14 protein-coding genes are annotated in these 21,090 nt (G+C 66.0%); all 14 read left to right on the top strand.

All coding sequences use genetic code 11. The features are described from left to right. Window positions 1-333 precede the first annotated feature (333 nt). The 14 genes from RQH86_RS19890 (at window position 334) to RQH86_RS19825 (ending at window position 21,082) form a co-directional block, all read left to right on the top strand. Window positions 334-6,921 (top strand): ESPR-type extended signal peptide-containing protein, encoded by a 6,588-nt coding sequence (locus RQH86_RS19890; RefSeq protein WP_311239520.1) that lies wholly within the window; start codon window positions 334-336, stop codon window positions 6,919-6,921. Between the two features lie 233 nt (window positions 6,922-7,154). Continuing rightward, on the top strand, window positions 7,155-9,038 hold the full coding sequence (locus RQH86_RS19885; protein WP_115561470.1) for a S8 family serine peptidase: 1,884 nt from the start codon (window positions 7,155-7,157) through the stop codon (window positions 9,036-9,038). A 129-nt stretch (window positions 9,039-9,167) separates the two neighbouring features. Beyond that, window positions 9,168-10,895: a type II secretion system ATPase GspE gene (gspE, locus tag RQH86_RS19880; RefSeq protein ID WP_055850769.1), complete on the top strand. Its 1,728-nt coding sequence runs from the start codon at window positions 9,168-9,170 to the stop codon at window positions 10,893-10,895. 181 nt (window positions 10,896-11,076) lie between these two features. Beyond that, a complete protein-coding gene (locus tag RQH86_RS19875; protein ID WP_104615779.1) occupies window positions 11,077-12,294 on the top strand; it encodes a type II secretion system F family protein in 1,218 nt (405 codons plus the stop codon). 227 nt (window positions 12,295-12,521) lie between these two features. Further along, window positions 12,522-12,953: a type II secretion system major pseudopilin GspG gene (gene gspG / locus RQH86_RS19870; RefSeq protein WP_055850775.1), complete on the top strand. Its 432-nt coding sequence runs from the start codon at window positions 12,522-12,524 to the stop codon at window positions 12,951-12,953. Between the two features lie 9 nt (window positions 12,954-12,962). Next, window positions 12,963-13,469, top strand: a complete 507-nt coding sequence (locus RQH86_RS19865; protein WP_055850779.1) for a GspH/FimT family pseudopilin — start codon at window positions 12,963-12,965, stop codon at window positions 13,467-13,469. Then, window positions 13,466-13,882, top strand: coding sequence for a prepilin-type N-terminal cleavage/methylation domain-containing protein (locus RQH86_RS19860; protein ID WP_055850781.1), 417 nt, complete (start codon window positions 13,466-13,468; stop codon window positions 13,880-13,882). The genes RQH86_RS19865 and RQH86_RS19860 overlap by 4 nt, the downstream gene beginning before the upstream one ends. Continuing rightward, entirely contained in the window at window positions 13,879-14,514 is a 636-nt protein-coding gene (locus RQH86_RS19855) for a type II secretion system protein J (protein ID WP_115512554.1), read from the top strand. The genes RQH86_RS19860 and RQH86_RS19855 overlap by 4 nt, the downstream gene beginning before the upstream one ends. Further along, the gene (locus tag RQH86_RS19850) at window positions 14,511-15,362 is read left to right on the top strand and encodes a type II secretion system protein GspK (protein WP_055850786.1); all 852 of its coding nucleotides are present in this window, start codon (window positions 14,511-14,513) and stop codon (window positions 15,360-15,362) included. Before RQH86_RS19855 ends, RQH86_RS19850 begins: the two co-directional genes overlap by 4 nt. Next, entirely contained in the window at window positions 15,359-16,480 is a 1,122-nt protein-coding gene (locus RQH86_RS19845; protein WP_115552994.1) for a PilN domain-containing protein, read from the top strand. The genes RQH86_RS19850 and RQH86_RS19845 overlap by 4 nt, the downstream gene beginning before the upstream one ends. Beyond that, window positions 16,464-17,117, top strand: a complete 654-nt coding sequence (gene gspM, locus RQH86_RS19840; RefSeq protein WP_055850791.1) for a type II secretion system protein GspM — start codon at window positions 16,464-16,466, stop codon at window positions 17,115-17,117. Before RQH86_RS19845 ends, gspM begins: the two co-directional genes overlap by 17 nt. Then, window positions 17,107-17,907, top strand: coding sequence for a type II secretion system protein XpsN (gene xpsN, locus RQH86_RS19835; protein WP_055850794.1), 801 nt, complete (start codon window positions 17,107-17,109; stop codon window positions 17,905-17,907). Before gspM ends, xpsN begins: the two co-directional genes overlap by 11 nt. After that, window positions 17,904-20,246, top strand: a complete 2,343-nt coding sequence (gspD, locus tag RQH86_RS19830; protein ID WP_311239519.1) for a type II secretion system secretin GspD — start codon at window positions 17,904-17,906, stop codon at window positions 20,244-20,246. The genes xpsN and gspD overlap by 4 nt, the downstream gene beginning before the upstream one ends. Then, window positions 20,243-21,082, top strand: a complete 840-nt coding sequence (locus tag RQH86_RS19825; protein ID WP_115527071.1) for a glycosyltransferase — start codon at window positions 20,243-20,245, stop codon at window positions 21,080-21,082. Before gspD ends, RQH86_RS19825 begins: the two co-directional genes overlap by 4 nt. The last annotated feature ends 8 nt before the right edge of the window (window positions 21,083-21,090 follow it).

Raw genomic sequence — 21,090 nt, 5'->3', positions numbered from 1 at the left:
CAGCTTTGAAATGTCTTGAGAGACATGATCTAGGTCGCTGTTTTCCAAAGAATTATCAAAAATCTAATAAAAGCAAGCAGAAGTGTGACGAAAAGCACTCTTATCTTCGCTTTCTGTCAAAAACTTGACGCCGGATTTGACGACTGTTAACACTTCGCGCAGTTCTATGGTTGGGTAGCGTTCACTTTTTGACTATCCACGGTGCAGGCGCAAGCCGCCCATCGCCGCAAGGCCCATAGCGCGCACAACCACGGGGAATCGCGTGGCCGAAAGGCCTTCCGAGGGTGGGCGCTCGCCAAAAACCAGTCCCAACAACTCAGGAGTAGTGCGTCGATGAATCGGATTTATCGCAAGGTCTGGAACAAGTCATTGGGTGTGTGGGCCGTGGCCTCGGAATTGGCCAGCGGTGACAGCACCGGAGCCGTTGCTCCAGCCTCGCTCATCGACCGCCGCCAAAGCCTGGCATTGGCCGCCGCCATCACCCTGGCGCTCGGCGGCGCCGGATTCGTCACGCCACTCCCCGCCAACGCGCAATCGGTCGAAGTCGGCCGCGGTGCCTCTGCACCCGCCGCCAAGGCGACCGCCATCGGTGCCGGCAGCACGGCCAGCGCCACCGGCGCGGTCGCTACCGGTGCCGACAGCAGCGCCAGCGGTGTGAATAGCAGCGCGATCGGACGCCAGACCAACGCCATCGGCGAAAACGCCGTGGCCATCGGCTACAACAGTTTTGTGCGCCAGGCAGGCGAAAACGGCGTGGCGCTGGGCGCCAATGCCGGCGTCACCGGTGTCAATTCGGTGGCGCTGGGCGCAGGCTCACGTACTCACGAAGACGACGTGGTGTCGGTCGGTAGCGGCAATGGTCGCGGCGGCCCGGCAACGCGTCGCATCACCAACGTCGGTGCCGGCATCAACGCCACCGATGCGGTCAATGTGGCGCAGCTGCGCGACGTGGCCGATGTGGCCGAAGACACCGCGCTGTTCTTCAAGGCAAGCCCGGGCGACGACAGCGTCGGCGCCTATGTCGATGGCAATAGCGCACTGGCCGCAGGCGATGCCGCCAATGCGATCGGTACCGCAACCACCGCGCTCGGCACCGGCGCCAATGCCACCGCCGAGAACGCAACGGCCGTGGGCGCCAATGCACTGGCCTCCGGCCAGAACAGCGCAGCGTTCGGCCATAACGCGCAGGCCAATGGCCCGGCGAGCGTGGCCGTGGGCGGCGCTGCGGTCAACGAAGATGGCCAGCCGTTGATCACCAATGGCGGTGTGCCGGTCACCACCGGTGCCACCAGCGCCGGCGTTGGCGGAACGGCGGTCGGCGCCAGCGCCAATGCCGACGGTTTCGCGGCGTCCTCGTTCGGCGTCGGCGCGTATGCCGCCGGTGCGCAGGCATCGGCATTCGGTGCAGTGGCCAACGCCGGTGGCGATTACGCCACTGCCGTCGGCACCCAGACCAGCGCCAGCGGCACCAGCAGCACGGCCGTGGGCGGCCCGGTGGATCTGATTCCCGGGCTGGGCTTCTTCGTGCAGACCCAGGCCAGCGGCGACGCGTCCACTGCGCTCGGCGCCGGTGCGATTGCATCGGGTACCTACACCACCGCTGTCGGCACGTTGAGCGAGGCATCGGGCACCGAAGCCACGGCAGTGGGCTACTTCGCCTACGCACCGGGCGAAGGCGCAACCGCGGTCGGTCCTGAATCCTGGGCCAGCGGTGAGCTGAGCACGGCGCTGGGCTACTACAGCACCGCACGCGGCGCCAACTCGGTGGCGCTGGGCGCCAATTCGGTCGCCACGCGCGCCGACACCGTGTCGGTCGGCGCGGCCGGCGCAGAGCGTCAGATCACCAGCGTCGCTGCCGGTACCGAAGCCACCGATGCAGTGAATCTCGGTCAGCTCACCGCCGTCTCCGATGTCGCCTCCACCACCGCGCGCACGTTCGTCGCCACCGGTGAGGGCGCTGCAGTTGCCGAAGGCGTGGACAGCGTCGCGGCAGGGTCCAATGCATCAGCGCTTGCCGATTACAGCACTGCGCTGGGTTCCAGCAGCATTGCATCGGACATCAACACCACTGCCGTGGGCAGCGGTGCAGTTGCGAACTTCAACAACGCCACGGCGGTGGGTTTCAACAGCATCGCCAGCGACCGTTATGCCACTGCGCTGGGCGCAGACAGCACCGCGTCGGGCTTCTACGGCACCGCACTTGGCAGCACCAGCGTGGCCTTCGGCCGCGGTGCGACTGCGGTCGGTTTCGAAAGCATCGGCAACGGGCTTGAATCCACGGCGCTGGGGTTTGCCAGCGTGGCGTTCGGCGACACCAGTACCGCGATCGGTGCGGAAAGCACCGCGTATGGCAGAGGCAGCGTGGCAGTTGGCATCACCTCGGCCGCAGGTGGCGATGCTTCGATTGCCATCGGCGATACCACGTTCACCGGCGGCAATCGTGCAGTTGCGATTGGGTCGCAGGCCAATGCTTACGGCGATCGTTCGCTTGCGCTGGGTGCCAACACCTTCGTCGAAGGCACCGATAGCGTTGCGATCGGCGATGGTGCGCAAGTTGCGGTGAACAACAGCGTTGCGCTTGGCGTGAACGCTGTTGCCGATCGCGCCAACACGGTTTCCGTGGGTACCGTTGGCGGCGAACGTCAGATCACCAATGTCGCTGCTGGTACCGAAGGCACCGATGCGGTGAATCTGGATCAGCTCAACGCAGTGGCCGGCACCGCCGAAACCACCGCGCGCCTGTATGCAGGCACCGGCGACGGCACTGCCGTCGCACAGGGCGAAGATGCAACGGCGGCCGGTTCCAATGCCACCGCCGAAGGCGATTACAGCAGCGCGTTCGGCGCCAGCAGCAATGCCACCGCGATCGGTGCAGTGGCCATTGGCAGCGGCGCCAACGCAACGGCGCAGTACGCCAATGCCGCCGGTTACAACGCAGCAGCCAGCGGCTTCGGCAGCGTGTCCAACGGCGCCTTCAGCCAGGCCAGCGGCGACTATGCCGTGGCCGTGGGTGGCGAGAGCGAAGCAGCCGGTGCGCAGAGCACCGCGCTCGGTGCAGCGGCAGGCGCATATGGCGATGGCTCGCTGGCGGTTGGTGCGCTGAGCGAGGCACAGGGCAGCGAATCCACCGCGATGGGTTACTTCGCCAGCGCCAGCGGCGAATCGGCCACGGCAATCGGCGCAGAAAGCGTCGCCGACGGCACCACCGCTGCGGCGCTCGGCTTCGGCGCACAGGCGACGGCCAATTACGCCACTGCCGTCGGTGGGTATTCCACCGCGAGCGGTTTCAACAGCACCGCCTTGGGTAACTTCAGCACCGCCAGCGGCTCCAACACGGTCGCCGTCGGCAGCGACGCCACCGCCACTGGTGCTTACAGCGTTGCAGCCGGTCAGGGCAGTGTGGCCAGCGGCTACAACAGCGTATCGGTCGGCGGCGCCTTGCTCGGCCTGTTGCCGACCGAAGCTTCCGGTGATTTCTCCACCGCCGTGGGTGGCGCTGCATGGGCACCGGGCCTCAACAGCACCGCGTTGGGTAACTTTGCCGAATCCACCGGCGAAAGCAGCGTGGCATTGGGTGCCGATTCGGTCGCCGATCGCGACTTTGCGGTGTCCGTCGGTAGCGCCGGCAACGAGCGTCAGATCACCAACGTGGCGGCCGGCACCCAGGGTACCGATGCGGTGAATCTGGATCAGCTCAATGCGGTTGCCGAAGCCGGAGCAACCACCAGCAAGTACTTCCAGGCCAGCGGCAGCGACGACAGCGATGCCGGTGCGTACGTCGCAGGCGATAACGCATTGGCTGCAGGCGAGGGCGCCAACGCCACCGCCACCGGCACCACTGCATTGGGCGCAGGTGCACAGGCAGTGGCCGATGCGGCCACCGCAGTCGGCTTGAATGCGCTGGCGAGCGGCACCAGTGCCGCAGCGGTCGGCAGCAACGCGCAGGCGTTGGCCGAAAACAGCAGCGCATTCGGCAGCAATGCGCAGGCCAGCGCTATCGGCGCCACCGCAAATGGCGCTGGCGCGCAGGCAAGCTCCACCTACACCACCGCGCTCGGCAGCGAGGCAGTGGCATCGGACAACCAGGCCACCGCTGCGGGCTTCCGCAGTGCGGCGTCCAACGTCGGCAGCGCGGCATTTGGCGGCTACAGCGAATCCAGCGGCCGGCTGTCGTCGGCACTGGGTTACGGCGCGGTGGCGTCCAGCGATTACAGTACCGCCGTCGGTGCGGCATCGCTGGCCTCCGGCGCCAGCGCGGTGGCCGTGGGTGAGTTCAGCGAAGCCACCGGCGACGAAAGCGTTGCGGTCGGTGGCAGCACGTTCTTCGGCTTCATCCCGGCACGTGCTTCGGGAACCGGCGCGGCTGCCTTCGGTGCGGGTGCGTGGGCAACCGCGGACTACACCACCGCGATCGGCTGGAACTCGTATGCGGACGGCACCAATGCCACCGCGTTGGGCCAAAGCGCTGCGGCGTTGGCTAACAACACGCTGGCACTGGGCGGCAACAGCCGCGCCGATGCGGTCGGCGCCAGCGTGATCGGCGTGGATGCATCGGCCACCGGCATCAACAGCACCGGTGTCGGTCGTCAGGTCAATGTGATCGGCGAAAACGCGGTCTCGGTGGGCTACAACTCTTTCGTCCGCCAGAGCGCGGTCAACGGTGTGGCGCTTGGTGCCAACGCCGGTGCCACCGGTGCCGATTCGGTGGCATTGGGCTCGGGTTCGCGCACCTATGAAGCCGATACGGTGTCGATCGGCAGCGGCAATGGCCGCGGTGGTCCGGCGACGCGTCGCATCGTCAATGTCAGCGATGGCCAGACCGCGACCGATGCGGTCAACAAGGGCCAGCTGGATGCGGTGTCGGCCGATGTGCAGAACACCAGCAGCAAGTTCAAAACCACCGGCGATACAGTGGCCACCGCAACCGGCGAGCGCAGCACGGCTGCCGGCTCGGGTGCTGTTGCCACGGGTGCACGCAGTGTTGCCATCGCTTCCGGCAGCAGCGCGTCGGCGACCGGTGCCAGCGCGATGGGTGTGGATAGCAGCGCCAGCGGCGTGAACAGCACCGCGATGGGCCGTCAGACCAATTCCATCGGCGAAAATGGCGTTGCGCTGGGCTACAACTCCTTCGTGCGCGAGAGCGGCAGCAATGCGGTGGCCCTGGGTGCGAATGCCGGTGCCAGCGGTGCCGATTCGGTCGCCTTGGGCTCAGGCTCGCGCACCTACGACGCCAATACGGTGTCGGTGGGTAGCGGCAATGGTCGCGGTGGTCCGGCAACGCGTCGCATCGTCAACGTCAGCGACGGCCAGACCGCCAGCGATGCCGTCAACAAGGGGCAGCTGGATGCATTGGCGGCCGATGTGCAGACCACCAGCGGCATGGTCAAGACCACCGGCACCGGCGTAGCCGTGGCAACCGGTGATCGCGCGACCGCCGCAGGTGCCGGTGCCACTGCCAGTGGTGCACGCAGTGTCGCCATTGCTTCCGGCAGCAGCGCCACCGGCACTGGTGCCAGTGCGGTGGGCGTGGACAGCAGCGCCAGCGGCATGAACAGCACCGCGATGGGTCAACAGACCAATGCCATTGGCGAGAAGAGCGTGGCGCTGGGTTACAACTCCTTCGTCCGCCAGAGTGCGGTCAACAGCGTGGCGTTGGGTGCCAACGCCGGTGCAACCGGCGCCGATTCGGTGGCGCTGGGCTCGGGTTCGCGCACCTACGAGGCCAATACGGTGTCGGTGGGTAGCGGCAATGGCCGCGGTGGTCCGGCAACGCGTCGCATCGTCAACGTGGGCGCCGGCGCGATTGCCGATGCCAGCAGCGATGCCATCAATGGCGGTCAGTTGTTCCAGTCGCTCAGCAATGCCGCCAGCTTCCTTGGTGGCGGTGCGGCGATCGGCGCGCAAGGCGTCTTCGTTGCGCCGACCTACGTGATTCAGGGCGCCAGCTACAACAACGTGGGCGCGGCATTGACCGCGCTGGACACCAAGGTCACCCAACTGGATGCACGTGGTGGCACTGCGGTTGCCAGCACCACGGCATCACTGCGGACTGCCACGGTGCCGGCTGTCGCTGCACCTGCTGCTAGCGATGCGGCAAGCAACGTCAGCACCGCCACTGCGACTGCCGGCGTGCAGGGCACACCGACGGCAGCGGTGGTCGGCAGCATCACGCCGGCGGCAACCTCGACGGCGGTGGGCACAGCGGCTGTGGCCAACCATGTCACCGGCACCGCGATTGGCGGCAGCGCTTACGCGCACGGCCCCAACGACACCGCCATCGGCAGCAATGCGCGCGTCAATGCCGACGGCAGTACGGCGGTCGGCGCCAACACGCAGATTGCAGCGGTGGCCACCAATGCGGTGGCGATGGGCGAGGGTGCGCAGGTCAGCGCCGCATCCGGTACCGCTATCGGCCAGGGCGCACGTGCCAGTGCACAGGGTGCGGTCGCGTTGGGTCAGGGCTCGGTCGCCGACCGCGCCAACACGGTGTCGGTGGGCAGTGTCGGCGGCGAGCGACAGGTGGCCAATGTGGCGGCCGGTACGCGCGCCACCGATGCGGTGAACAAGGGCCAGTTGGATGGCGGTATTGCTACGGCCAACAGCTACACCGACAGCCGCTACAGCGCGATGGCCGACAGCTTCGAAAGCTATCAGGGCGATATCGAAGACCGTCTGCGTCGGCAGAACCGTCGTCTGGATCGTCAGGGCGCGATGAGCTCGGCGATGTTGAACATGTCCGCCAGCGTGGCCGGTATCGCCTCGCAGAACCGCGTCGGTGCCGGCGTCGGTTTCCAGAACGGCGAGTCGGCGTTGTCGGTGGGCTACCAGCGTGCGATCAGCCCGCGCGCCACGTTGACCGTGGGCGGTGCGCTGAGCGGCGACGACAGCTCGATCGGCGTGGGTGCCGGTTTCGGCTGGTAACGCTCAGCAACAGCGTACGCAGTTGCATCAAACGCGGCGGCGCCGATGTGCGCCGCCGCGGTAAGGCCTGAGGGGGCGGGCAAGGACCGTGGCTAGGCCAGCCAACGGATTCGCATGGAGTGATGGCCGTACCAGGAGCGATCGATCAACTGCCGCAGGCCGGCTCACGGCTGCGCGGCGTTGTCGACCCCGTTCCAAGCCTGATTCACGAAAAACACGAAGAGGATTTCACCGTGATCGACAAGACCTTCCGCCTCACCCCGCTGACCGGCGCCATCCTGATGATGGCCCTTGGTGCATCCGGCACCCTGGCAGCCGCACCGAAACTGCTGGTCAAGGAACCGACCCAGTCCGCTTCGGCCGGCGCCCAATTCAGTAGCCGCCTGATCGTGCGCTACAAGGACAACACTGCCGCTGCGACCGATCGCAGCAGCAAGCTCAATGCCGTGCAGGCCGCTGTCGGCCGCGTCGGCGCCAGTACCGGCGCACGTAGCAGCGCAGCCGCCGCCAAGGCGACGTATGTGCGCAAGCTCGGTATCGGCTCGGACCTGATCAAGCTGTCCAGCACGTTGACCGCCGCGCAGGTGGACAAGGTGGTGGTCGAGCTGAAGAACGATCCGTCGGTGGCCGACGTGCAGATCGATCGCATGCTGCGTCCGGTCGAGATCAAGAAAAGCGTTGCGGCCACCGATGTGAGCCCGCAGCTGGTTCCCAACGACCCGCTGTATGCGCAGTACCAGTGGCACCTGAGCAACCCCAACGGCGGTATCAATGCGCCGGCCGCATGGGATCTGTCGCAGGGCGCTGGCGTGGTGGTGGCGGTGCTGGACACCGGCATCCTGCCGGGCCATCCCGATTTTGCCGGCAATCTGCTGCAGGGCTATGACTTCATCAGCGATGCCGAAGTCTCGCGTCGTCCGACCGATGCCCGCGTGCCCGGTGCACTGGATTACGGCGACTGGGAAGAAGCCGACAACGTCTGTTACACCGGCTCGGTGGCGCAGGAAAGCTCCTGGCACGGCACCCATGTCTCGGGCACCGTGGCCGAAGCGACCAATAACGGCATCGGCATGGCCGGCGTCGCACCCAAGTCGTCCATCCTGCCGGTCCGCGTGCTCGGCCGTTGCGGCGGTTATACCTCCGACATCGCCGACGCCATCGTGTGGGCGTCCGGCGGCACGGTCGAAGGCGTCCCCGCCAACACCAACCCGGCCGAAGTGATCAACATGAGCCTGGGCGGCGGTGGGGCTTGCGATTCGGCCACCCAGCTGGCGATCAACGGTGCGGTGGCGCGCGGCACCACTGTCGTGGTCGCTGCCGGCAATGACGGCGATGACGCGGCCAACCATTCGCCGGCCAGCTGCAACAACACCGTCACCGTCGGTGCCACCCGCATCACCGGTGGCATCACTTACTACTCCAACTACGGCAGCAAGGTCGATTTGTCCGGCCCGGGCGGCGGTGGCAGCGTGGACGGCAATCCGGGCGGCTACATTTGGCAGGCCGGCTACGACGGTGCGACCACGCCGACCTCCGGTAGCTATAGCTACATGGGCATGGGCGGAACCTCGATGGCGTCCCCGCACGTGGCTGGCGTCGTGGCGCTGGTGCAGAGCGCGGCCATTGGTCTGGGCGACGGCCCGCTGACCCCGGCTGCGGTCGAAGCGTTACTCAAGCAGACCAGCCGCCGTTTCCCGGTGACCCCGCCGGCCAGCACCCCGATCGGCAGCGGCATCGTCGACGCCAAGGCCGCCCTGGAAGCAGTGTTGGTGGAGCCGTGCGATCCGGCCACCGAGAGCTGCGCACCGACCGCCGTCGCGTTGACCAACAAGGCGCCGCTGACCGGCCTGAGCGGCACCTTCGGCAGCTCCACGCTGTACAGCTTCGAAGCCAAGGCCGGTGCGGTGCTGAGCTTCATGACCTACGGCGGTACCGGCGATGTGTCGGTGTACGTCAGCTATGAAGCCGAGCCCAGCGCCACTAGTTTCGATGCCAAGTCGACGCGTCCGGGCAACAGCGAAACCGTCCGCTTCACTGCCCCCAAGGCAGGCACGTACTACATCAAGTTGGTGGGTGCATCCGATTACGCGAAGCTGACCCTCGTTGCACGACAGTAAGTGCTGAAATAGTGTGACCAATGCCCCCGGCTAATCACCGGGGGCATTGTTTTTCAGGACGATTCAGATGCGTGCGGTTGATCGTCGCGGCAAACTGCTACAGTCGGCGCCGAACCAGTGGAGACGAGTGTGAACGCGGTTGCCGTCGATCCAATTGAGCATCGAAGTGCGGAAACGCGCATCGTCGAAGCATTGCTTGAACGCCGTCGTCTGAAGGACTCCGACCTGCTGCGCGCGCGCCAGTTACAGGCCGAATCCGGCATGGGCTTGCTGGCCCTGCTCGGCCGCCTGGGCCTGGTGTCCGAACGCGATCATGCAGAGACCTGCGCCGATGTGCTCGGCCTGCCGTTGGTGGATGCACGCCAACTCGGCGATACCCCGCCGGAAATGCTGCCCGACGTGCAGGGCCTGTCGCTGCGCTTTCTCAAACAATTTCATCTGTGCCCGGTGGGCGAACACGATGGCCGGCTGGATCTGTGGATCGCCGATCCATACGACGATTACGCCATCGATGCGGTGCGTCTTGCCACCGGCTGTGCATTGTTCCTGCAGGTCGGTCTGCGCTCGGAAATCGACGATCTGATCGAGCGCTGGTATGGCCAGGGCCGCAGTGCGATGGGCACCATCGTCGAAACCGCCGATGGCGATGCCAACAGCAGCGACGACATCGAAGCGCTGCGCGATCTGGCCTCCGAAGCGCCGGTGATTCGCCTGGTGAATCTGGTGATCCAGCACGCGGTGGAATTACGCGCCTCGGATATCCATATCGAACCGTTCGAAAGCCGCCTCAAGGTGCGTTACCGCGTCGATGGCGTGCTGGTGGAAGGCGAAAGCCCGCCGGCCAAACTCACCGCCGCGGTGATCAGCCGCATCAAGATCATGGCCAAGCTCAATATCGCCGAGCGCCGCCTGCCGCAGGACGGTCGCATCATGTTGCGCGTGCAGGGCAAGGAGCTGGATCTGCGCGTCAGCACCGTGCCCACCGCGCATGGCGAGAGCGTGGTGATGCGTCTGCTCGATCGCGAAACGGTGGTGTTCGACTTCTACAAGCTGGGCTTTACCGAAGACTTTCTGCCGCAGTTCCGTAAGGTGCTCGAACAACCGCACGGCATCATGCTGGTCACCGGCCCCACCGGCTCGGGCAAGACCACCACGCTGTACACCGCGCTGAGCCAGCTCAATACCTCCGACGTCAAGATCATCACCGTCGAAGACCCGGTGGAATACCAGATCGAAGGCATCAACCAGATCCAGGCCAAGCCGCAGATCGGGCTGGATTTCGCCAATGCGCTGCGCAGCATCGTGCGTCAGGACCCGGACATCATCATGATCGGCGAAATGCGCGATCTGGAAACCGCGCGCATTGCGATCCAGTCCGCGCTCACCGGCCATCTGGTGCTGTCCACGCTGCACACCAACAATGCCGCCGGCGGCATCACCCGTTTGCTGGACATGGGCGTGGAGGATTACCTGCTCACCTCCACCATCAACGGCATTCTGGCGCAGCGCCTGGTGCGCAAACTCGACCTGGCCAACGCCGAACGCTACCCCGCATCGCCGGAAGAAATCGAACGCTTCAACCTGCGCCGCCTGCAGCCGGAGGGCGAGATCTTCCTGTATCGCCCGCGTGCCTCGGCGGCCGCGCCGACCGGCTATCTGGGCCGTACCACCATCGTCGAATTCCTGGTGATGAACGACGAATTGCGGCGCGCGGTAATGCGCCGTGCCGGCATGGGCGAGATCGAACAACTCGCCCGCAAGGCCGGCATGCGCACCATGTACGAAGACGGCCTGTCCAAGGCCTTGCGCGGCGAAACCACCATCGAAGAAGTCCTGCGCGTGACGGAGGATGCGTGATCGGTGAAGTGACCGGGTGGTCGGGACCAGGGACCCGGGACCGGGGACCCGGGAACAGCCAAGGCAAGTGCTTGGTCGTCGCTGTCGTATGCGCCGACCGACGTGCTGCTGGATTCCAGTGCTGCGGTACGCCGCTTTCCCCGGGTCCCGGGTCCCGGGTCACCGGCTCCGGCCGTTCCTGATGCCCCTCTACCGCTACAAAGCGCTCGACGCCCACGGCGAAATGCTCGACGGCCAGATGGAAGCGGGCAGCGATGCCGAGGTGGCGCTGCGTCTGCAGGAGCAGGGCCATCTGCCGGTGGAAACGCGGCTGGCCACCGGCGAAAGCGATTCGCCATCGCTGCGCATGCTGCTGCGCAAGAAACCGTTCGACAATGCCGCGCTGGTGCAATTCACCCAGCAGCTGGCCACCTTGATTGGGGCCGGGCAACCGTTGGATCGCGCGTTGTCGATCCTGATGGATCTGCCGGAAGACGAAAAAAGCCGGCGCGTCATCGGCGACATCCGCGACACCGTGCGCGGCGGTGCGCCGCTGTCGTCCGCGTTGGAGCGTCAGCATGGGCTGTTCTCCAAGCTGTACATCAACATGGTGCGTGCCGGCGAAGCCGGCGGCAGCATGCAGGACACCTTGCAACGGTTGGCCGATTACCTGGAGCGCAGCCGCGCCCTCAAGGGCAAGGTGATCAATGCGTTGATCTATCCGGCGATTCTGCTGGCGGTGGTCGGGTGCGCCTTGTTGTTTTTGCTGGGCTACGTGGTGCCGCAGTTCGCGCAGATGTACGAAAGCCTGGATGTCGCGCTGCCCTGGTTCACCCAGGCGGTGTTGAGCGTGGGCTTGCTGGTGCGCGACTGGTGGCTTGTGCTGATCGTGGTGCCGGGTGTGCTCGGGCTGTGGCTGGATCGCAAGCGTCGCAATGCCGCCTTCCGTGCAGCGCTGGACGAATGGTTGCTGCGCCAGAAAGTGGTCGGCAGCCTGATCGCGCGGCTGGAAACCGCACGGCTGACGCGGACGTTGGGCACCTTGTTGCGCAACGGCGTGCCGTTGCTTGCCGCGATCGGCATCGCGCGTAACGTGATGTCCAATCTGGCGTTGGTCGAGGATGTCGCCAACGCTGCCGACGATGTCAAGAACGGGCACGGCCTGGCGATATCGCTGGCGCGCGGCAAGCGCTTTCCGCGATTGGCCCTGCAGATGATCCAGGTGGGCGAAGAATCCGGCGCGTTGGACACGATGTTGCTCAAGACCGCTGACACCTTCGAGCTGGAAACCGCACAAGCCATCGACCGTGCGCTGGCTGCATTGGTGCCGTTGATCACGCTGGTCCTGGCCTCGGTGGTGGGGCTTGTCATCATTTCGGTACTGGTACCGCTGTATGACCTCACCAATGCGATCGGTTGAGCGTGCGGGCAACGCGCCTGCGCAGCTGCAAGGCGAGCGCAAGCGGGACTCGGCATCGGCATGCATCGCTCGTACACTCCATTAACGGCACGCGGCGCTTTTCATTAGGCGGCGTCTTCACAACAACGTTCCGGTGACCGCACGACACCTACGCGGGAACCAATGCAATGGCCGCCATGTCATCTAGTGGCGGCAGCATCCTTCATCGACGTGCAAGGAAATCGTTCATGATCAAGCGTTCCATCACCCGTAGTCCGTCGCGCGCAGGCCAGGCCGGCATGAGCTTGCTGGAAATCATCATCGTCATCGTGCTGATCGGCGCGGTGCTCACCTTGGTCGGCAGCCGCGTGCTTGGTGGCGCCGATCGCGGCAAGGCCAATCTGGCCAAGTCGCAGATCCAGACCCTGGCCGGCAAGATCGAAAACTTTCAGCTCGACACCGGCAAGTTGCCGAGCAAGCTCGATGACCTGGTGACCCAGCCCGGCGGCAGCAGCGGCTGGCTTGGCCCGTACGCCAAGGCGGTGGAGCTTAACGACCCGTGGGGTCACACCATCGAGTACCGCGCGCCTGGCGATGGTCAGCCGTTCGATCTGATCAGCCTGGGCAAGGATGGTCGCCCCGGCGGCAGCAGCTACGACTCGGACATCAAGTACCAATAAGTCCTCGCCATGCGCGTTGCGTGTCAGCCGTTGCGTCATCCGCATGGAGTCGGTCCTGGCCGTACCCGCACGCGTGGTAGCTCGCTGCTCGAAATGCTGCTGGTCATCGCGTTGATCGCAATGGCCGGCGTGCTGGCCGCCGCCGCATTGAACGGCGGCATCGATGGCATGCGGCTGCGCACCGCCGGCAAGGCGATCGCCTCGCAACTGCGCTACACGCGCACCCAGGCGATTGCCACCGGCACCCCGCAACGCTTTCTGATCGACCCGCTGCAGCGCCGTTGGGAAGCGCCCGGCGGCCATCACGGCGACCTGCCGTCGTCGCTGCAGGTGCGCTTCACCGGCGCGCGTCAGGTGCAGTCGCGGGAAGATCAGGGCGCCATCCAGTTCTTCCCCGATGGGGCGTCCACGGGCGGTCGCATCGATCTGCAGGTCAAGGACGCGCGCTGGCGCGTGGACGTGGGCTGGATCACCGGCGAAGTGCGTTCGGGTCCGCTGCGGACGCCTGCGCCATGAAGCGGCAACGTGGTTACACCCTGATCGAGGTGATCGTCGCTTTTGCCCTGCTCGCCTTGGCATTGAGCCTGTTGCTGGGGTCGTTGTCCGGTGCGGCACGTCAGGTGCGCGCGGCCGATGACAGCACGCGTGCGACCTTGCACGCGCAATCGCTGCTGGCGTTGCAAGGCATGGACAAACCGCTGGTGCCCGAGCAACAACAAGGCACCTTCGAAGCCGGGCATTTCCGTTGGTCGATGGATGTGCGCCCTTACGACGAACCGCGGCGTAATCCGCAGGCGCCGGTGGCACCTGGTGCGCACAAACTGCTGCAACTGACTCTGGTGGTGCGTTGGGGCGAGGCGCCCAATCAAATGCTGCAATGGCGCACCTTGCGCCTGGTGGCCGCCACCGCACAGGACAGCGCGCTGTGATCCGTTCGCGCAGCGCCGGCTTCACCCTGATCGAAGTGCTGCTGGCCACCATGCTGTTGGTCGGCGGGCTGGCCTTGGCCTTCGCCACATTGCGCTCGGCCAGCGCGGTGAGTCAGCGCGGCGAAGCGATTGCCCAGCGCAGCGAGCGTGTGCGTGCGGTGGAAGAATTCCTGCGCCGTCGGTTGGCTGCTGCATTGCCGCTGGCGATGAGCATCGACCCGCAAAGCCAGCAACCGATGTTGTTTGTCGGCGAACCGCAGCGCATGCGCTTTGCCGCCGATGTGCCGGATTACCTGGGACGCGGTGGCCCGTATCTGCACGATCTTTCGGTGGTCGGCGATGGCGAGCAACGCACCTTGCAGATTGCGTTGACCATGCTGCAATCGGGCAAGTCGATCGAGGAAGGCAGTAAATTGCCGCCGGAGCCGCTGGCGCAAGGCGTGCAGCAGGTGAGCTTTCGTTACCGTGGCATGGATCCGCAGAACGGCCGTCTGAGCGCCTGGTTGCCGCAGTGGGAATGGCACGACCGCCTGCCGCTGCTGGTGCGGATCGAGATCCGTAGTGGCGACGCTGCATGGCCGCCGCTGGTCGTGGCATTGCCGCAATCCAGCAACCCCGGAGCGGGGCAATGAGCCGGATACGTGGCGCTGCCTTGGTGCTGGTGTTGTGGTTGATCGCCTTGCTCACCGCGATGATCGGCGCGTTTGCGCTCACCGCGCGCGTGGAAGCCTTGCAAGGCACTATGCTGCGCAATGGCGCGCAAGCGCAGGAATACGCACGCGCTGGCCTGGAATACGCACTGTCCCGCTTGCAGAGCGCCGATACCCAGGCACGCTGGCGCGCAGATGGCCGACGGTATCGTTGGCAAATGGACGATGCCACGGTGGAGATCCGTATCACTGACGAAAGCGGCAAGGTGGATCTGAACATGGCCGAGCCGGCGCTGTTGGCCGGGCTGGTGCGTGCTGTGGGCGGCGAACAAGGCCGCGATACGCGCATTGCCGGTGCCATCGTCGATTGGCGCGATGGCGACTCGCTGAGCCAGCCCGGCGGTGGCGCAGAAGACCGCGATTACGCCGATGCCGGCTTGCCCTATGGCGCAAAGGACAGCCCGTTCGAAACGTTGGGCGAACTGCGCCTGGTGCTGGGCATGGACAGCGAGTTGTATCGCAAGTTGCTGCCCAACATCACCTTGTACAGCGGCCGCTCGCGGCCAGAAGCGCGTTTTGCACCCGGCCCGGTGTTGACCGCAATGGGCCTGGATGCGCGGCAACTGCTGGCGCAGCGTGACGCGCCGCTGGGTTTGCCGGGCAGCGAGGCGACGGTCGGTGGGTCTGACACTTATAGTATCGAGAGCCGGGCGCGACTGAGTCAGGGACGCGAGGCTGTGTTGCGGGCGGTCGTGTCGACAAGCGCGTCCGCAGTACCGGGATCGGCCTACACCGTGTTGCGTTGGGAAGAGGGAGCAGCAGTGCAATGACCGCATGGCGGGATACCTTGGGTCGTATCGGCGTACGCGCCATGCCGGGAGCCGGAGGCTTCTGGCGTTGGTGGCAGCAATCGCTGCTGGCGTGGCTGCCGCAGCGCTGGCAATGGCAATTGGGCCTGTCGCAGGCGCGCCTGTTGTTGCAGCTCGATGGCGACACGTTGCAGTTGCTGCGTCAACGCGATCAGAGCCGTGAGGCGATCGCCAGCCTGCCGTGGCCGGTGCAGCCGCAGGAAGTCAATGCCGTGCTGCCGACTGCGCTGGATGGTCTGCCGCGGCATTGGCTGTTGCCGTCGGCGCATGCGTTGCGGCGGCCGTTGCGGTTGCCGGCAGCGGCCGCCGCGCGGCTGCAGGATGTAGCGCGTTTCGAAATCGACCGGCAAACCCCGTTCACCGCCGACCAGGTGTATTTCGACGCACGCGTGCTCGATGTGCGCGAAGACGGCCAGCTGGATGCGGAACTGGTCGTGGTGCCACGGCGCATGATCGATGGCCCGGCCGGCGTGCCCGATGCCTGGACCAACGCGCTGTCCGGCATCGATGTGGCCGATGCGCAGGGCGCCCCGTTGGGGGTGAACCTGCTGCCGCCGGCACGCCGGCTGCGACGTAGCGACCCGATGCAACGCTGGAACCTGCTGCTCACTGCCACCGCGGTGGTGTTGCTGGCTGTGGCCGGTTGGCTGCTGCTGGATAATCGCCGCCAGGCCGCCGACGATCTGCGCGCGCAGGTGCAGGCCAATGCTGCGCGCGCGCGCCAGGTGGCTGCCGAACGCCAGCAGCTGATGGATCTGGTCGAAGGCGCTACCTTCTTCCAGAAGCAACGCGCCACGCGCCCGACCTCGGTGGAAATCTGGGACGAGTTGAGCCGGCGTCTGCCGGGCGGTACCTATCTGGAAAAATTCTCGGTCGAAGGCGGGCAATTGCAGCTGATCGGTTTGAGCAACGAAGCCTCGTCGCTGGTGCGTCGCCTGGAAGGTTCGCCGCTATGGCGTACGCCGTCGCTGACCGGCGTGCTGCAGAGCGATGCCGGTCGCAACGTCGACCGTTTCACCATCACCGCCGAGCTGGCTGGCCCCGATGCGAAGGAGGCGGCCGATGCCACGCAGCGTTAAGCGCGATCGCTGGATCGCTTTGGGTCTGCTGCTGCTGGTGCTCGGCGTGGCGTACCTGGTGCTGGTGCACCCGTGGTTCACCCAGCCGATGATCGCCATGCAGGATGAACTGCAATCGCTGCGCGAGCGCGAGCTGCGCGTGCGCGTGCAATTGCAGCAGGCGCCGCAGGTCAGCCAGCGGCTGCGCCAGGCGCGGCAAACGCTGGAAAGTCGCCCTGGCTTTTTGCCGGAAACCTCCGCCGAGCTGGCCTCGGCCGGACTGGTACAGCGGCTGGAACGCGCAGTGGTGGAAGCCAGCCCCGGCAACCGCAGCTGTGCCATCAGCAACCGCTCGCCGCTGCAGCCGGAGAGCAAGGACCGCTTCACCCGCGTGGCGGTGCAGGTGCGCCTGCGCTGCGGCACGCCGGAACTGGCCTCGGTGTTGTACAGCCTGGAAAACGGCACCCCGCGGCTGTTCGTGGACAACCTCAACGTGATGGCGCAGCGCTACCAACTCTCGCCCAACGAAAGCGGCAACGGCCTGGACATCGCGTTCGAGCTGGCCGGCTATCTGCGGCCCGGCGCCAGCGCTGCGCCGTTGAACACCGATGCCGCGCCCGCCGCCGCAGCCGCCGGGGAGGCCAGCAATGCGCCTTGACCTGATCGGTTTACGCACCTGGTTGCTGGCCACCGTGGTCGGCTGGGCGCTGCTGGTGTGCATCCTGGCCGTGGCTGGCTTAGGCAAGCGGGTGGAGTTGCTGCCGGACGACCCGGCGCTGGTGCAGCGCCTGCCCACGCTGCCGGCGCCCGCGCCGGAACGGTTGGGCGCCTTCGAAAAATATTCGGAGATCGCCGCGCATCCCGCATTCGCCGAAGACCGCCTGCCGCATCCGTTCTTCCTGTCCGGCACCGATGGTAGCGGCGCGGCCTCGACGGTGCGCCTGACCGGCGTGCTGCTGACCGAGAACTTCAAGATGGCCACGCTGACCCTGGACCCGCAGGATTCGGTGCGCGTGCAGCTCGGCGGCGACGCGGTCAAGGGCTGGCGCCTGCTGGCCCTGCAGCCACGCAGTGCCACCATCGAAGGCCCCGGCGGCACCCAGACGTTGGAGCTGCACGTGTTCAACGGCCAGGGCGGTCAACCGCCGACCGCCAATGCCGCCGCGCGTGGTGCGCCGGGCACGCTCCCGCCATTGCCGCCGGTGCCGCCGTCGCCCGATGCCGCCGCGGTCGCGCAACCGCCGCAGCCGCAGCCTGCCACCCCGCCGGCGCAACAACCTGGCGGGCAAGCCCCGCCGACGGTGCCGCCGCAGCGCAGCGATGGCGCGCAGGAAGCTCCACGCCCCTCCGACGATCAGATGCGTGCCATCCGCGAACGTATCGAAGCCCGACGCCGCCAGCTGCAACAGCAGCGCCAGAGCGGCTCTACCCCCGGTCAGACCCAATGAGTGAACGCATGACGCCGCGCCTGTTTCCCGTGTCCCTGCTGATTGGCCTGTTGGCCGGTTGCGCCACCACTCCGCCACCGGACGTGCGCCGCGACGCGCGCCTGGACCCACAAGTCGGCGCTGCCGGCGCCACCCAGACCGTTGCCGACCAACGCGCCGACGGCAATGCCGCCACCAGCGCCAAGCCCAGCCCGGTGATTCGGCGCGGCAGCGGCACCATGATCAACCAGAGCGCCGCGGCGTCGCCGTCGCCCACGCTGGGCATGGCCAGCAGCGGCAGCGCCACCTTCAACTTCGAAGGCGAGTCGGTACAGGCGGTGGTCAAGGCAATCCTGGGCGACATGCTCGGCCAGAACTACGTCATCGCGCCCGGCGTGCAGGGCACCGTGACCCTGGCCACGCCCAATCCGGTTTCGCCGGCGCAGGCTTTGAACCTGCTGGAAATGGTGCTGGGCTGGAACAACGCGCGCATGGTGTTCAGCGGTGGCCGCTACAACATCGTGCCGGCCGACCAGGCGCTGGCCGGCACCGTCGCGCCCAGCACCGCATCGCCGTCTGCCGCACGCGGGTTTGAAGTGCGCGTGGTGCCGTTGAAGTTCATTTCCGCCAGCGAAATGAAGAAGGTGCTAGAGCCGTACGCACGGCCCAATGCCATCGTTGGCACCGACAACGCGCGCAACGTGATCACCCTTGGCGGCACCCGCGCCGAACTCGAAAACTACCTGCGCACCGTGCAGATTTTCGACGTGGACTGGTTGTCGGGCATGTCGGTGGGTGTGTTCCCGATCCAGTCCGGCAAGGCCGAAAAAGTCAGCGCCGATCTGGAAAAAGTCTTCGGCGAACAGAGCAAGACGCCCAGCGCCGGCATGTTCCGTTTCATGCCGCTGGAAAACGCCAATGCGGTGCTGGTGATCACTCCGCAGCCGCGCTATCTGGATCAGATCCAGCAGTGGCTGGACCGTATCGACAGCGCCGGCGGCGGCGTGCGCTTGTTCTCGTATGAATTGAAGTACATCAAGGCCAAGGACCTGGCCGATCGGTTGTCGGAAGTGTTCGGTGGGCGCGGCGGTGGCGGCGATTCCAACGCCTCGCTGGCGCCGGGTGCCGAGAGCAGCGTGCTCGGCGGCGCGCTGGGCAATCGCGACAGCAGCATGGGCGCCAGTTCCGGAATGACCGGAGGCAGCCTCGGCGAAAGCGGCGACAGCAGTGGCTCGGGCAGCAGTTTCGGTGGAAGCAGCGGCGTCGGTGGAAGCAGTGGTAGCAGCAGCGGTGGCCTGGGCAACGGCAGCTTACAGCTCTCACCGCGCAGCAACGGCAACGGCGCAGTGACGCTGGAAGTGGAAGGCGACAAGGTCGGCGTGTCGGCTGTGGCCGAAACCAACACCTTGCTGGTGCGCTCCACGCCGCAATCGTGGGCGTCCATCCGCGACGTCATCGAAAAGCTCGACGTGATGCCGATGCAGGTGCATATCGAAGCGCAGGTGGCTGAGGTGAATTTGACCGGTGCGCTGAGCTATGGCGTCAACTGGTACTTCGAAAATGCAGTAAATGCGCCAGCAGCTGCGGCTGATAACGGCCTGACCAACGGGACGGGCATCGGTCTTGGTGCTGGTCTTGCAAATGCAGCGGGACGGAATATTTGGGGCGATATCGCAGGTCAAGTTGGTAGTGGCGGACTCGCGTGGAGTTTCCTCGGCAAGAATGCGGCAGCCATCATCACGGCATTGGACCGCGTAACAAATGTCCGTTTGTTGCAGACGCCTTCGGTGTTTGTGCGTAACAATGCGGAGGCTACGCTTAATGTCGGCTCGCGTATCGCGATTAACTCAACGTCCATTAACACCGGGCTTGGTAGCGACAGCAGCTTCTCTTCAGTGCAATACATCGATACCGGAGTGATTCTTAAAGTGCGTCCCCGCGTAACGAAGGACGGCATGGTGTTCCTGGATATCGTCCAAGAGGTCAGCAGTCCAGGTGACCGTCCAGCCGCATGTACGTCAGCGACCGCAACTGTGAATGCTGCAGCTTGTAATGTGGACATCAATACACGTCGGGTTAAAACTGAGGCTGCAGTGCAGAGTGGCGACACAATCATGCTTGCGGGTTTGATCGATGACAGCACGACCGACACCAGCGATGGCGTGCCGTTCCTGAGCAAGCTTCCTGTAGTGGGTGCGTTGTTCGGAACCAAGGGAAAGAGCAACAACCGTCGCGAAGTCATCGTACTGATCACCCCATCGATCGTGCGCAACCCGCAGGAAGCGCGCAATCTCACCGACGAATACGGTCAGAAGTTCAAGGTCATGGAGCCGCTGAAACCCAGCCAGAAGCCGCAATGAGTGCGGCACTGCCCGTCGTGCTGGTGCCGGTCGGCACCGACGACGAGGCGCTGGATGCGTGCCTGGGCGCATTGGATGCGGCCACGCCTGCGGGCACGCGGGTGTGGCTGGCCGACGATGCGCAGGCCGGCCCGCGCGGCCGCGCGGTGATCGATCACTGGCTGGCGCGGACGCAGCTGCAGGCGCATCACACCCGGCGCCAGCGCATGCTCGGCGAGGTGGCGCATCTGGATGAAATGCTCGCCGCCTGCGGCGACGCCGACGTGGTGGTGCTGGGGGTGGATGCCTGCCCGCTGCCCGGTTGGTTGCGGCAGCTCACCGCGTGTTTTGCGCGCGATGCGGCGATTGCCACGGCCACGCCCTGGAGCAATGTGGGCGAAGCCTGCAGCTGGCCGCGGCTGGGCGAACTCAACCCACTGCCGGACGCGCCGGAGCGGTTGGCCGCTGCCTGTGCGGCGATGCCGCCGCTGCATCCGGAGCTGCCCTCGGCGGTCGGGCACGCGGTGCTGCTGCGGGGTGCTGCACGGCGTAAAGCCGGTGGGCTGGATGCCAGCAGTTACGGCTCCTGGTATGCCGCGTTGGTGGACCTCAGCCTGCGCATGGGCGGGCTGGGATGGCGCAATGTGTTGTGCGACACCGCCTTCGTCGCCTCGCCGCACGAAGGCCGCCCGGCCGATGGCGACATGGATGCACTGGCTACACGCTGGCCGGCCTGGCACGCGCGGCTGGCCAACTTCCTGATGCACGACCCGCTACGTGCCCAGCGCGATCAACTCGCGCAGTTGCTCGCCGACCTGCCGCCGCCGGACCCGCAACGCATGCTGTTCGACGCGTAGCGCAGCTA

Source organism: Xanthomonas sp. WCS2018Noco2-27, from assembly GCF_031843525.1.
In the GTDB taxonomy this organism is placed as follows: Bacteria; Pseudomonadota; Gammaproteobacteria; order Xanthomonadales; family Xanthomonadaceae; genus Xanthomonas.
This window is presented reverse-complemented; position numbering and strand designations above follow the sequence as displayed.

What these genes read in the sequence shown, in the direction of transcription:
- RQH86_RS19865 (WP_055850779.1), top strand. Translation starts at nt 12,963, where the DNA reads ATGCGCGTTGCGTGTCAGCCGTTGCGTCATCCGCATGGAGTCGGTCCT.
- xpsN (WP_055850794.1), top strand. Translation starts at nt 17,107, where the DNA reads ATGCGCCTTGACCTGATCGGTTTACGCACCTGGTTGCTGGCCACCGTG.
- RQH86_RS19860 (WP_055850781.1), top strand. Translation starts at nt 13,466, where the DNA reads ATGAAGCGGCAACGTGGTTACACCCTGATCGAGGTGATCGTCGCTTTT.
- RQH86_RS19890 (WP_311239520.1), top strand. Translation starts at nt 334, where the DNA reads ATGAATCGGATTTATCGCAAGGTCTGGAACAAGTCATTGGGTGTGTGG.
- gspM (WP_055850791.1), top strand. Translation starts at nt 16,464, where the DNA reads ATGCCACGCAGCGTTAAGCGCGATCGCTGGATCGCTTTGGGTCTGCTG.
- RQH86_RS19825 (WP_115527071.1), top strand. Translation starts at nt 20,243, where the DNA reads ATGAGTGCGGCACTGCCCGTCGTGCTGGTGCCGGTCGGCACCGACGAC.
- gspD (WP_311239519.1), top strand. Translation starts at nt 17,904, where the DNA reads ATGAGTGAACGCATGACGCCGCGCCTGTTTCCCGTGTCCCTGCTGATT.
- RQH86_RS19875 (WP_104615779.1), top strand. Translation starts at nt 11,077, where the DNA reads ATGCCCCTCTACCGCTACAAAGCGCTCGACGCCCACGGCGAAATGCTC.
- RQH86_RS19850 (WP_055850786.1), top strand. Translation starts at nt 14,511, where the DNA reads ATGAGCCGGATACGTGGCGCTGCCTTGGTGCTGGTGTTGTGGTTGATC.
- gspG (WP_055850775.1), top strand. Translation starts at nt 12,522, where the DNA reads ATGATCAAGCGTTCCATCACCCGTAGTCCGTCGCGCGCAGGCCAGGCC.
- RQH86_RS19845 (WP_115552994.1), top strand. Translation starts at nt 15,359, where the DNA reads ATGACCGCATGGCGGGATACCTTGGGTCGTATCGGCGTACGCGCCATG.